This is a genomic window from Phocoenobacter atlanticus subsp. cyclopteri (assembly GCF_018343795.1).
Lineage (GTDB): Bacteria > Pseudomonadota > Gammaproteobacteria > Enterobacterales > Pasteurellaceae > Phocoenobacter > Phocoenobacter atlanticus.
Window position 1 is genome coordinate 983124 of the sequence record NZ_CP074346.1, and the last position, 12449, is coordinate 995572.

Genomic DNA, 12449 nt, shown 5'->3' on the forward strand with positions numbered 1-12449 from the left:
TATATGTATTTTAGTACTAAAGGAGACAGGAGACACTAAAAAAATATTTATAAGAATATAAATTAGTTAAATAAATGAGTATTTATGTATTTTTATATTTTTCTATTTATATAGAAAGTTTTTAATGAAGGTGTCGCCGTCGCGAAATTTCATAAAAGCATTGCAAATACTGGGTTTAATGAGGAGACACGTAGGTGTCTCCCTGTCATAAGGATAAAAAATGAAAAAAGATGAATTGAAAGCCAGATTGATTAATTGGGGAAGATGGTCAAGAGAAGTAGAGATCCACACTGGATATCCTAGTTTATCCGCTTTTTTAAATACTTCGGATATGTGCATACCCTCTAGTGTAACGGGAACCGAAAAGGAAGTATTGGAAGTGGAAAAAGCAGTGTGCAAGTTTAAACAGTTTGATGAGCTAGGTTATGAGGTGATTAAAACTTATTACATAAATAATATATCCTTGAATAAAATTTCTAAGGAAATTAATCGCCCTAAAAAGTATGTTCATACAGTGTTTAGAGGTGCTGAGATGTTTATTCACGGTTTTTTATCATAAAAAAAATTTGACAATGGGGACCCCAGTAAGGTATATTTCTCCCGTAAGATGTCGAAAACACATCTTAAAGAAAAGTTAAATAATTTTATAGCCTTGAATGTATCACTACATTCGAGGTTTTTTTGTACCCAAACAAAGCTCAATCTTAACGGATTGGGCTTTTTTATATCCAAAAAATGGGAAGGTTTATGTTTAAAGAAACAGTTAAAAATATTCCTATCGAATCTCAAATATGTGCTTGGGTAACCGCTTTTTTTGGAGCATTTACACTGAGCGAATGGGCGATATTAATCGGTATTATTGTTACTGTGCTAGGTTTTTTTCGAGAATCAAGATACAAGAAACGTATGATTATTCTTGAAGAAATTCGAGCGGGTCTGAGAGATAAGAAAGGGAGATTGATTAATGAAGATGAGAAGCCATAAAACTGCGGTTGCGTGTAGCGTGATGGCGGTTATTTTTATAGTAGTTAATAAATATCCAGAAGATATCCGCACAACTCAAAAAGGGCTTGAAATCATAGGGCAGGCTGAAGGGTGTCGAAAATACCCTTATAAATGCCCCGCTGGTGTTTTGACGGTCGGTATAGGTTCGACAGAAGCTGGTGGCGATATTATTAAACGTAAAGTTTATACATACGATGAAATCGCAGAACGATGGACGAACGATATTCATAAAGCGGAAGAATGTATAAATAGATTTGCTAATGGAAATCAACTACCGCAGGGAGCTTTCGAGGCTGCTACATCAATCACATTTAATGTCGGTTGTGGCACGATGAAGAAGTCTACTTTATTTAAGTATGCTCGGTCAGGAAAAATCAAAGCGATGTGTAATGAGTTCACGAAGTGGAAGTATAGTAATGGTAGGGTTTTAAATGGCTTGGTTATTCGTCGAGAGAAAGAGAAACAACTATGTTTAGCAGATTACAAATAATAATTGCAACTCTAATTGTTATATTGCTCAGCGTGTTAGTTTTTCAAAACAATATCATTTCTAATTTGAAAGATAAAAATAACAAGCTATCACAAACTATTTCTAAGCAAGAAGAAGCAAACAAGAATTTGATTAGAAACTTAGAGCTAGAAAGAGAGGCTGTTACTAGTTATCAGCAAACGGTTACATCATTAAGAGAAAAAGCAAATGAAACAAAACAAAGTATTAATCAAACTCTTAAAAATGAAAAGTGCGCTAATACCCGTTTGCCTAGCAGTATTTCTAAGCAGTTGCAGTCAATCAGTCGTCACGAAGATTGAGCCTCAATATCCGCCACAGGCTTATTTAATTCAGTGCAAGCAATCCGCATTCCGAGGTAAGACTTATGGGGATGTTATTAGCTTTCTAATCACTGTAATTGGAGAGCGTGACATCTGTGCGAATCAGATTAAGTTGATAAATGAGTGGCAATCGGAGTCTGTAAAATAAAAAGGTACTCCTAGGGGGGCTACCCATTACACGAGGTTAGCGCGGCCTGGTTTTCGACAGTTTTTTGGATCTCTAGTCATCATCATCAAGTACTGTTTTTTTTTAATTTTTAAGGATTATTTGATTAAGGTAATTTTAAAATTATGGAAAATTTACACGAATTAAAATTAAACATTAACCAAATTGCCGATCTTGTTGGATTACATAGACAAACAGTATCTCAAAGGGTTGCGGGTTTAACCCCAGCAATCGGAAGTAACAGTAAAAAGAAGCTCTATAAACTGTCAGATTTAATTCAACTGGGACTACAAGAAAAGATGACGGCGGATGTCGATAGCCTTTCGCCCGTTGAACGCCGTGCTTTTTGGCAAGCAGAAAATGAAAGATTGAAGTTTGAAAGGGAAACAGGAGAGTTAATCCCAGCTCACGAGGTCGCTTTTGAAATGGGGGCAATGGCTAAGGCAATCATCCAAACGTTAGAGACATTACCAGATGTTTTAGAGCGAGACGAGGGGCTTTCTCCAAAAGCTCTTAATCGAGTTCAAGAAGTGGTTGATGATTTGCGAGACCAAATGGCATTGCATTTAATAACAGAGCCACAGAGTGAGGAAGAATAATGTTTGCGAGTGCGAAATCAATTAAAAGAGATATTGCCGAATCAATCAAAGCACCACGCAGAATGAAAGTAAGCGAGGCCATTGCTGAATATATGCGAGTGCCAGTCGGTGGTGGAAATTCGGTTAAATGGGATGCAAATACTGCCCCCTATATGCTTGAACCGATCAACTGTTTAAACTCTCGTGAATATGATGCGGTTATTTTCGTAGGTCCAGCTCGAACAGGTAAAACGTTAGGTTTGATTGATGGCTGGATAGTTTATTCAATCGTGTGTGATCCGTCTGATATGTTGCTAGTTCAACTTACCCAAGAAAAAGCGAGTGAACACAGTCGTAAAAGATTGGATAGAACATTTAGATGTTCGCCAAAAGTAGCGGAACGATTAAGCCCTCGCAAAAATGACAACAATATTCACGATAAGATTTTTAGAGGAGGTAACTTTTTAAAAATTGGCTGGCCATCAATCAATATATTATCTTCGTCAGATTACAAATTTGTTGCACTAACCGATTACGACCGCTGGCCAGAAGACATTGACGGCGAGGGGGATGGGTTTTCTTTAGCGAGTAAGCGTACTACCACATTTATGTCATCCGGGATGACACTTGTAGAAAGCTCTCCCGGTAAAGATATTCGAGATGTGAAATTTAAGGTAAGTTCTACCCACGAAGCACCGCCAACAACGGGGATATTATCACTTTATAATAGAGGTGACCGTAGAAGATTGTATTGGCAATGCCCACATTGTAGTGATTATTTCCAGCCTAGTCTTGAAAATATGGCTAATTTTCGAGAGGAAAAGGACTTTGTAAAAGCAAGTGAGAATGCTCGCTTAAAATGTCCACATTGCAAAAACTTAATTGAGCCAGAACAAAAGCGACAGCTAAATATAAACTCAGTTTGGCTAAAAGAGGGACAAAAAATTGATAAGCAAGGCAAAATCACGGGCATAGCTAGACAATCCCGAATAGCTTCGTTTTGGATGGAAGGACCAGCTGCCGCGTATCAAACTTGGTCACAATTAACGTATAAGTTATTAAATGCTGAACACGAGTACGAAATCACAGGTAGTGAGGAAATTCTAAAAGCAGTTATCAATACTGACTGGGGATTGCCTTATTTACCAAGAGCCGCACTTGAGCAACGCTCTAGCGATGAACTAATGGAGCGTAGAGAGGAACTCGAAAAACGTATTGTACCAAATCAATGCCGTTTTTTAATTGCTGCAGTGGATGTTCAGGGTGGTAAAAATCGTCGTTTCGTGGTTCAGATTGTTGGGTATGGAGAAAATGGCGAACGTTGGCTAATAGATCGCTACAACATCAAATGGTCGCTACGCTCAAACGAAGACGGTGAATGCTACCGTATTGATCCATCTAGTTATCTTGAAGATTGGGATTTGCTTACCTCTGACGTCTTGAATAAACAATATCGTTTAGAGGGGTACAGCAATCGCAAAATGCCAATTTTAGCAATGGCGGTTGACAGTGGCGGTGAAGATGGTGTTACCGATCTTGCTTATAAATATTGGCGGAAATGTAAGCGAAATGGCAACGGTAAAAAAGTCTATCTGATTAAAGGGGATAGTACTAAACGTCAAAAGTTAATCACACGTAGCTATCCAGATAATACAGGACGTTCTAATCGACACGCAGACGCGCGAGGTGATGTACCTCTGTACTTACTGCAAACAGACGCATTTAAAGACCGAATTTATAACGCACTCAATAGAAAAACTGAAGGAGCTAATTATATTCACTTCCCTGATTGGTTAGGCGAGTGGTTTTTTGATGAGTTGGTTTATGAAGAGCGTGGCGTTGATGGCAAATGGCGAAAACCAGGAAAAGGGAATAATGAGGCATTTGACTTATTTTGTTACGCTCACGCAATAGCAATTTTACGGGGCTATGAACGTATCAAATGGGGAGATGAAGAATTAATTCCTTATTGGGCGAGACTTCCAAATGTTAACCCAAACGTCATTATCACGGAGACGAATAACGAACAACCAGCAATAGAATTGCAAAAAACACAACAAATCACACCGCTTAAACCACAACAGGAAGCTAAATCAAGCGGGTGGATAGAACCTAAAAGAGGTGGGTGGTTATGATGATTTATTCAATAGAAGAATTAAAACAAAAAATCCGTTCACTAGATGAAAAAATTGAAACGGCTCAAAGTCAGGTTAGCTTTAATGGGCGGTCAGTTTCTTATCAAGTAAGCGAGTGGACTAAACAGCGAGATCGTTATCAAAGAATGTTAGATGAACAACTCGCATTAACAAAAAGTAACGCGAAAAAGCACAGAATTAAATATGCGAGGTTTTAAATGAATGTAATTGAAAAAGCCATTGCAACCTTTTCTCCAAACTGGGCGGCGAAGCGGTCTCGTGATCGTTATATGCTTAATGTTTACGAGGCTGCTCTACCCTCTCGCACACACAAAGCGGTGCGAGATCAACAAGGGGCAAACGCCAACGTGCGACAAAGTGGCGTTTCGCTAAGAGAACAAGCAAGAGCATTAGACCAAAATCACGATATTGTTGTTGGTATTCTGGATAAGATGGAAGAGCGAGTAATAGGCTCAAAGGGTATCTATATCGAACCACAGCCATTAAATCGTGATGGCTCAGTGAATGATGGGTTTGCTGAAATAATCCGTAAAAAATGGGCAGAATGGTCGGTTAAGCCAGATGTAACAGAACAATTTACACGTCCAGAGCTTGAGCGAATGTTGTTAAGAACTTGGTTGCGCGATGGTGAGGTATTCATCCAATTGGTAAAAGGAAGTGTGATTGGATTGAAATACCCTACAAAAATTAAATTTGCTCTTGAAGCCTTAGAAGCTGATTTTATTCCGATGAATACCGATGTAAGTCAAAATTTGGTACAGGGAATCAAAGTAAATAGTTGGCGAAAACCAACCGCTTATCAAGTTTATTTAGACAATCCACAAGAACACGGAATGGTTATTCATAAAACTAAACTTGTTAGTGCTGAGAATATGCTACATCTAGCATTTAAAAAGCGACTTCATCAGTTAAGAGGTATTACCGCATTACACAGCGTTATTGTTCGCATTGCAGATCTTAAGGATTATGAAGAAAGCGAGCGTTTTGCGGCAAGAATTGCAGCGGCTTTCACAATTTATATTAAAAAAGGTGATGCCGCACTTTATGATGGTGATGATGTGGATGATAAGGGGCAACGACTATTTGACATCGCACCGGGAGCGGTAATTGATGATTTAAAACCCGGTGAAGATGTGGGAATGATTAATTCTAATCGCCCAAACGTCAATCTTGAGGCATTTAGAAACGGTCAATTACGAGCCGTAGCGAGTGGTACACGCTCAAGCTATTCAAGTATAGCAAGAGACTACAACGGAACTTACTCAGCCCAACGTCAAGAACTGGTTGAAAGCTATGAAGGGTATGCGGTACTACAAGATACTTTTGTATCTCGTATTTCTCGCCCAGTTTATCGTGCTTGGCTAGAAATGGCGATTGCTTCAGGAGAAATTGAGGTTCCAATTGATGTTGATGAAGCTTCTCTTTATAACGCGGTTTATTCTGGACCTGTTATGCCGTGGATAGATCCAGTTAAAGAAGCAAATGCGTGGTCGGTGCGTATTCGTGGTGGCTTGGCAACAGAAAGCCAAGCTATCCGAGCAAGTGGCTACAATCCTGCGGAAGTAAAACGCCGTCGTATTGTGGAAGTAAAAGAGAATAAAGAAAACGGTTTGAAATTTGATACAGATTTAACTAATACACAGGGGGCAACCAATGGGGAAGAAAAAGACACCGGAAATACTGATAAAACCCAAAGCGATGGCGACAAAGACGAATAACCAAAATTGGTTTTCGATTAAAGCAAAGTCAAAGGGTACCGCAGAAATCAGTATTTACGATGAAATCGGAATGTGGGGCGTATCAGCAAAACAATTTTCTAAGGAACTGATGGATTACGGGGATTTAAAACACATCAATCTTCATATTCATTCGCCAGGGGGAGATGTTTTTGATGGTATAGCCATCTACAATTTATTAAAAAATCATTCTGCACAAAAGACCGTCTATATTGACGGTCTTGCTGCATCTATGGCAAGTGTCATTGCGATGGTTGGCGATAAGATTGTTATGCCTGAAAATGCAATGATGATGATCCATAAGCCTTGGGGCGTACAAGGTGGCGATGCGGAGGATATGCGTAAATATGCCGATCTACTTGATAAAGTGGAAGGCTCTTTAACATCAGCTTATATCAATAAAACAGGTATAGATGAAAATGAATTAGCAGAAATGCTAAGCAATGAAACGTGGCTCAATGGCAAAGAGTGTCTTGAGCTAGGTTTTGCAGACGAACTAGCCGAGCCAGTTTTGGCAATGGCTTCTATTCAATCAAAAAATTAGAGGATTATGAAAATATGCCTAAAGCAATTAAAAATTTGTTAGAGCCAAAAGCACAAGCTAAGGATCCAAAAGAAGAAAAAGCACCAGAGAACAAAGTAATTATTGAACCACAGAATAAAGTGGTTGAAAAGGAGGTTGATAACGCAGCAGCCGTACAAGCAGAATTAACAGCTCGAAATGAAGCAATTAAGTCGGTATTTAAGCCTTTTGCGGGGCAGTTTGATGATGTACTTATTGAATGTCTAAGTGATTTAAGTTGCACCAAAGATAAGGCACAAGAAAAGTTATTAGCTAAACTAGGTGAAAAGACAACCCCAAGCGTGGGTAACCAACACATTTATGCTGGTAACGGTAATATTGTTGGTGACAGTATTAAAGCCTCTCTCTTATCCGCAACCGGCAATGGCGAGCGACAAAATGATAATATCTACAACGGAATGACATTACGTGAATTGGCTCGTGCTTCATTAGTAGATCGAGGTGTTGGGGTTGCGGGGTTAAACCCTCTACAAATGGTTGGCCTAGCCTTTACGCATTCAACCAGTGATTTTGGACATATCTTAATTGATGTTACCCATAAATCTGTAATGAAAGGGTGGGAAGAAGCTAACGAGAATTTTGCAGAATGGACAACAAAAGGTACATTAAGTGATTTTCGCCCTGCCCATCGTGTTGGGTTGGGTGGCTTTGAATCATTGCCACAAGTTCGTGAAGGTGCTGAATATACTTACGTGACATTAGGAGATACGGGAACCTTAGTATCACTTGCTACTTACGGAGCATTATTTAGTATTACACGTCAGACAATCATTAATGATGATATGAATATGCTAACTAGTATTCCATTCAAATTAGGACGTGCCGCACGTGCTACCATTGCAGATTTAGTTTTTGCTCAGCTAACAGGCGATCCTTTGATGGCGTATGATGGTAAGAAACTGTATGACACTTCTCACAAAAATACGCTAACTAATGGCGCTATTGACGTTACCAATATTGATAACGCAATTCAGATGATGAATGCTCATAAATCTTTTGACGGTAAGCAACAATTAGCAATTGAGCCGGATGTAATGCTTACCCCGACGACATTGTTTACACGAGCAAAACAAGTGGTTGGCTCAGCATCCGTAGAAGGTGCAGATATTAATTCTGGAATTATTAATCCAATCCAAAATATTTTACCAATTACCAAGTCACAACGTTTGCAAGCACACAATGCGAAACAGTGGTACTTACTCAATAAAGAAGCGATTGAAGTATCATACTTAAATGGCGTTGAAACACCATTTATCGATCAACAAACAGGCTTTACTATTGACGGTGTAACTACAAAAGTACGTATTGATGCAGGTGTAAATGTATTGGATCATCGTGGCATTGTTCGTGTAACTAATAAGTAATTTTGCAAAAATTTAACTAAATATGACCGCTTGTATAAGCGGTTTTTTTATTTCAAAAGGAAAACATTATGGCTAAAAATTATATTCAAGACGGTAAAACGATTAATTTTACTGCAAAGAAAAATCTGCAAAGTGGTCAAGTTGCTGTTTTATAAACATTGGTGGCGGTTGCTGTTACTGATGTAAAAGCAAATGAAACAGGAACAGGTATTGTTGGCGGAGTTTGGGAGTTGCCAGCTAAGATGGCAGATGATATCAAGCAAGGAGCGGTGGTGTATTGGTCTGACTCAGATAATCAAGCAACAATCACAAAAGGCAGCAATCCGAAGCTAGGTATCGCTTGGGCGGATTCAGGCACATCAGATTCAATGGTGCAGGTTAAAATCAATGCCTAGCGAATTTGATACGCTACTTAAACAAGCAGATAGTTCGATAGAAGAAATCATAATGGCAGAATGTGTAATCAATGGAGAAAAGTATTCTGCTACTTATGATGAAAATCCAACAATGGCAGAGTTTCTGTCTCGAGGAGACGAGCCACGCATTAATGGAACAGAGCGAACATTAACACTGTTTAGAAGTAGCGGTTATAAACCAAAAGCGGGTCATCAAGTAAAAGTAAATGAACGCAACTACGTTGTGCAAAGTTACGCATTTCAAGATGGCTTAATTATTTTACAGTTGGAGTAATTTATGAGTTTGGAGGCGGATACTAAGAAAGTAATAAAAAACTTAGAAGAAGAGGGGAAGCGTTATAGAAAAGCCAGTAATAAAGCAATTAACAAAGTTGCTAGAAAGGCTATGCAAGCAAGTGTTAGAGAGGTTGCAAAGCAGGTGGGTGTTAAACAAAAAACAATCAGAGGACGAGTTAGATTTGTTAAGAAAGCAAAATTAAGCTCTCCAAAGGCTGTTGTAAAAGTTAATCGCTCAAATATGCCAATGATAAGAGTACTTGAAACTGCGAAAAACGAACTAAGAGTACAAAAAGGTGCAATTAGCGTTGGAAAATATACAGTTGCTCGAGGCTTCAAGAAAAAATTGCCAAATGGTAGAACGCATATAATACAAAGACAAGGTGCCGAGCGTTACCCCATTGATGTAGTAAAAATACCGCTTTCACAACCCTTTACAGACGAGTTTAAAAAGCAACTTTCTGACTATCCGCAACAAATTCAAAAAGAAATCCGACAAATTATTACAGAGAAAAGATAATGAAAATTCACAACGAAATTCGTCAAGAAATTCTAAAATCTTTAAAAGGCAATATTGATGTAGAAGAGTTTCATAATGGGCGACCTGAGTTTTTAGACTTGGATGATACGCAATCAGCCGTTGCGGTTTTTATTGATGAAGCCGAGAGGGATGATATTTCAACTTCGTGGGAAGAATGGCGTGCGACATTGAATATCGCAGTGTACTTAAAGACCTTTGAACCCAGCGAGTTAGATGAAACCATTGAAGCTGTCGTTTCTCAATTAGAAAGTGCAAAAGAAGAATTGCAAACAGTCGAAGAATTGGATTTATCTCAAATTAATTATGAATCTGATACAACACAACGATCTTGGCATATCGCCAATATTACGTACCAAATCACTTACCATAAGGAGAAATAACTATGGCACGAACAACCCCATTTCAGGGAACTAAATTATATCTAGGCGTAGGTCTAGGTGCAGGAAAAGCGATTACTGCTTGTACTGTTACGCCTAACGCAACAATAACTGTTGCTTCTCACGGTTTAAAAGCTGGGGACTGTATTAAAATTACAGGTTTAGGCTCAATGGAGGGCTTTTACCCTGTTAAATCTATTGCTAGTGACGTCATCACATTAGGCGATGAGGTAGATTGGACAGAAAAAGACAAACCAACAGATTTTACTAAAGCAAAAATGGCTAAAGTAACGTGGTCTGATAACTTCTGTGCGATTAAAAACATCGAAAAAGATGGCGACACATTAGGTGAAGAAGATGTTACTACGATGTGTAGCGAGGGAACAGAAACAGAACCAGGTGATATTGAGTTTGGTTCTTTAAAATTAACCTTCTTCTTTGCCCCAGCAACGACAATGCAAGCAGATTTGCGTAAGAAGTTTTACAATAAAGAAACATTCCCATATCTGATCATATTTAAAAATAATCAAGGTTCTTTATACGGAACAGGCTTTATTCAAACAGGTGCCAACTTCAGCGGTGAAGTAAAAGGTAAGTTTGAAAGTGGTGTAACTATCAAACAATCAAAACGTGATTATTTATTACCAGCATAACAAAAATTAGGGCGGTTATCCGCCCTCAAACAAATAAGGAATACTAAATGAATTTACGTGACAAACTATTAAATAAAACACCGAAAGTGTCTAAAATAAAAATCGGAGAAGATGATTATTTTATTCGAGAACTTACTGTAGGTGACCACAATAGTATGATATACAGACAACGTCAGAGACTTGTCCAGTTAGCAGAAGAACAAGGAATTGAATTAAATCTTGATGATGAAGAGGTATTAGCTAAACAATTGGCTAGTGTTTATGACCCATACACGCTAGCACGCTCGATGGCAATTCGTTTATGTGATGAAAAGGGTAAGGCATTGTTTGACCCCGACAATATCGAAGATTTAAAAGCGTTAAGTAAACTTGATTCAGAAGTACTTCGAGATTTCAATAAATCCGTGTCTGACATAACCACCCCAAAAGCCTTAGCCAGCGACGAAAATTCCAAATAACGCTTTCGCTGGCATTAGGTAAAACATTAACAGAAATAGAGCAAATGCCAGAGCGTGAGTTTAATGAGTATTTGCTCTATAACGAAGAGCAACCTTTCGGACAATGGAGAGATGACTATCGAACCGCTCAAATATCACACTTGCTCGCTTTAATAAACCGAGACAGCAAAAGGGAACCTCCAAAGCTACAAGACTTTATGCCATTTTGGAATAAATCAGGTTTTGAGAAAGACGAGGACGAGGATGATGGTAGTGCCGAGTTTTTAGCCAACAGATAAAAATATGAAAAAAGCTTGATTGGTGTGTATTTGTGTGTATAATGATAGTTGATTAAGACAAGGAGGTAATATGCACTCACGTGACTTAATCAAAGACCTTAAAAAACAAGGTTGTTATTTTATTAGGCACGGAAAAGGCGATCATCAAGTTTGGTATTCGCCTAAAACTGGAAAGAAATTTGTAGTACCACATCCTAAAAAAGAAGTAGCAATTGGAACATTAAGGTCAATTCAAAAATCGGCAGGGCTTTTATAGCTCTGCCGAGCTTAAAGTGGAGGTTATGATGTTATTTACAATAGGCGTTGAAATGCCAAAGGATGAAAATTCGGCATTTGGAATGGTGGTGCCAGCACTTTGTAATGATGAATACAGTTGTTTTAGTGCTGCGGATAGTGAAGAAGAGATAATACCGCAAGTGACAGACGCGGTTCATTCAATGTTAGAGTTAATGCTTGATGATGATTTTGATATATTAAGTATTACAGATAAGGGATTTAACTTTTATAAAACACAGGAAGATTATAAATATTGCGATGTTTGGCTGTTGATTGATATCGATTTAACATCATATTTTGGCAATCGTAAACGTTTAAATATAAGCTTACCACAATATCTAATTGATAGAATAGATAGCAAGGTTAGTCATTCTGATATCTATCGTGACAGAAGTCACTTTTTAGCGGTGGCATCACAAAAAGAGCTGGGTAATCGTATATAAGATAACTGGAGAAATATTATGGGAGCATTAATTTTTGGTGGAGTTGTACTCTTTTTACTAATGGGTTTTTTAGCGTGGCTAGACATTAACCCTTTTATAATACTTATTCCTGTAGTAATTGTAGTTTTTGTTGCATTTACATCGTGGTTAAATACTTTTGGATTTCCTTACGGTCTTGTAGCGTGGGTACTATTAGCGTTAGTAAATATTGGTTGGATAATTAAAATCAAGTTAGATCCAACACTAACCAAAGAACAAAAAACAAATAAATTATTTGGAATAAATGATTTTGAATAAATAAAATTAGTTATA

18 protein-coding genes and 2 pseudogenes are annotated in these 12449 nt (G+C 38.1%); all 20 read left to right on the plus strand.

Annotated features, from left to right (window positions below; genetic code table 11):
* The first annotated feature begins 220 nt into the window (after nt 1-220).
* The 20 genes and pseudogenes from KGI96_RS04605 (at nt 221) to KGI96_RS04695 (ending at nt 12434) form a co-directional block, all read left to right on the plus strand.
* Complete coding sequence (locus tag KGI96_RS04605) at nt 221-559, plus strand: antiterminator Q family protein (RefSeq protein WP_211598924.1); 339 nt, start codon at nt 221-223, stop codon at nt 557-559.
* Between the two features lie 188 nt (nt 560-747).
* Nucleotides 748-984 carry an HP1 family phage holin gene (locus KGI96_RS04610; protein WP_229577227.1) on the plus strand — a complete coding sequence of 79 codons (237 nt, stop codon included), beginning with the start codon at nt 748-750 and terminating at the stop codon, nt 982-984.
* Nucleotides 971-1495 (plus strand): lysozyme, encoded by a 525-nt coding sequence (locus KGI96_RS04615; RefSeq protein ID WP_370685839.1) that lies wholly within the window; start codon nt 971-973, stop codon nt 1493-1495. Before KGI96_RS04610 ends, KGI96_RS04615 begins: the two co-directional genes overlap by 14 nt.
* Complete coding sequence (locus KGI96_RS04620) at nt 1474-1815, plus strand: DUF2570 family protein (RefSeq protein ID WP_211598930.1); 342 nt, start codon at nt 1474-1476, stop codon at nt 1813-1815. Before KGI96_RS04615 ends, KGI96_RS04620 begins: the two co-directional genes overlap by 22 nt.
* Complete coding sequence (gene lysC / locus KGI96_RS11315) at nt 1739-1984, plus strand: Rz1-like lysis system protein LysC (RefSeq protein WP_420797745.1); 246 nt, start codon at nt 1739-1741, stop codon at nt 1982-1984. Before KGI96_RS04620 ends, lysC begins: the two co-directional genes overlap by 77 nt.
* Nucleotides 1985-2127: 143 nt before the next feature.
* Nucleotides 2128-2601: a DUF1441 family protein gene (locus tag KGI96_RS04625; protein ID WP_211598932.1), complete on the plus strand. Its 474-nt coding sequence runs from the start codon at nt 2128-2130 to the stop codon at nt 2599-2601.
* The gene (locus KGI96_RS04630; protein WP_211598934.1) at nt 2601-4715 is read left to right on the plus strand and encodes a phage terminase large subunit family protein; all 2115 of its coding nucleotides are present in this window, start codon (nt 2601-2603) and stop codon (nt 4713-4715) included. Before KGI96_RS04625 ends, KGI96_RS04630 begins: the two co-directional genes overlap by 1 nt.
* The gene (locus tag KGI96_RS04635; RefSeq protein ID WP_211598968.1) at nt 4715-4933 is read left to right on the plus strand and encodes a hypothetical protein; all 219 of its coding nucleotides are present in this window, start codon (nt 4715-4717) and stop codon (nt 4931-4933) included. The genes KGI96_RS04630 and KGI96_RS04635 overlap by 1 nt, the downstream gene beginning before the upstream one ends.
* The gene (locus KGI96_RS04640; RefSeq protein ID WP_211598936.1) at nt 4934-6454 is read left to right on the plus strand and encodes a phage portal protein; all 1521 of its coding nucleotides are present in this window, start codon (nt 4934-4936) and stop codon (nt 6452-6454) included.
* A pseudogene (locus KGI96_RS04645) lies at nt 6435-8419 on the plus strand (ClpP-like prohead protease/major capsid protein fusion protein). The gene KGI96_RS04640 and the pseudogene KGI96_RS04645 overlap by 20 nt, the downstream one beginning before the upstream one ends.
* 68 nt (nt 8420-8487) lie before the next feature.
* Nucleotides 8488-8814 (plus strand): annotated as a pseudogene (locus KGI96_RS04650) (DUF2190 family protein).
* Nucleotides 8807-9109: a phage tail protein gene (locus KGI96_RS04655; RefSeq protein WP_211598940.1), complete on the plus strand. Its 303-nt coding sequence runs from the start codon at nt 8807-8809 to the stop codon at nt 9107-9109. Before KGI96_RS04650 ends, KGI96_RS04655 begins: the two are co-directional and overlap by 8 nt.
* 3 nt (nt 9110-9112) lie before the next feature.
* Nucleotides 9113-9631 (plus strand): phage tail protein, encoded by a 519-nt coding sequence (locus KGI96_RS04660; protein ID WP_211598942.1) that lies wholly within the window; start codon nt 9113-9115, stop codon nt 9629-9631.
* On the plus strand, nt 9631-10032 hold the full coding sequence (gpU, locus tag KGI96_RS04665; protein WP_211598944.1) for a phage tail terminator protein: 402 nt from the start codon (nt 9631-9633) through the stop codon (nt 10030-10032). Before KGI96_RS04660 ends, gpU begins: the two co-directional genes overlap by 1 nt.
* A 2-nt stretch (nt 10033-10034) precedes the next feature.
* Nucleotides 10035-10682 carry a hypothetical protein gene (locus KGI96_RS04670; RefSeq protein ID WP_211598946.1) on the plus strand — a complete coding sequence of 216 codons (648 nt, stop codon included), beginning with the start codon at nt 10035-10037 and terminating at the stop codon, nt 10680-10682.
* Nucleotides 10683-10729: 47 nt separating this feature from the next.
* Nucleotides 10730-11140, plus strand: a complete 411-nt coding sequence (locus KGI96_RS04675) for a hypothetical protein (protein WP_211598948.1) — start codon at nt 10730-10732, stop codon at nt 11138-11140.
* A 44-nt stretch (nt 11141-11184) separates the two neighbouring features.
* Nucleotides 11185-11418 (plus strand): phage tail assembly protein T, encoded by a 234-nt coding sequence (locus KGI96_RS04680; RefSeq protein ID WP_211598950.1) that lies wholly within the window; start codon nt 11185-11187, stop codon nt 11416-11418.
* Between the two features lie 70 nt (nt 11419-11488).
* Entirely contained in the window at nt 11489-11674 is a 186-nt protein-coding gene (locus KGI96_RS04685) for a type II toxin-antitoxin system HicA family toxin (RefSeq protein ID WP_211598952.1), read from the plus strand.
* Nucleotides 11675-11702: 28 nt separating this feature from the next.
* Nucleotides 11703-12137: a type II toxin-antitoxin system HicB family antitoxin gene (locus KGI96_RS04690; protein ID WP_211598970.1), complete on the plus strand. Its 435-nt coding sequence runs from the start codon at nt 11703-11705 to the stop codon at nt 12135-12137.
* An 18-nt stretch (nt 12138-12155) separates the two neighbouring features.
* Nucleotides 12156-12434, plus strand: a complete 279-nt coding sequence (locus KGI96_RS04695) for a hypothetical protein (protein WP_211598954.1) — start codon at nt 12156-12158, stop codon at nt 12432-12434.
* The last annotated feature ends 15 nt before the right edge of the window (nt 12435-12449 follow it).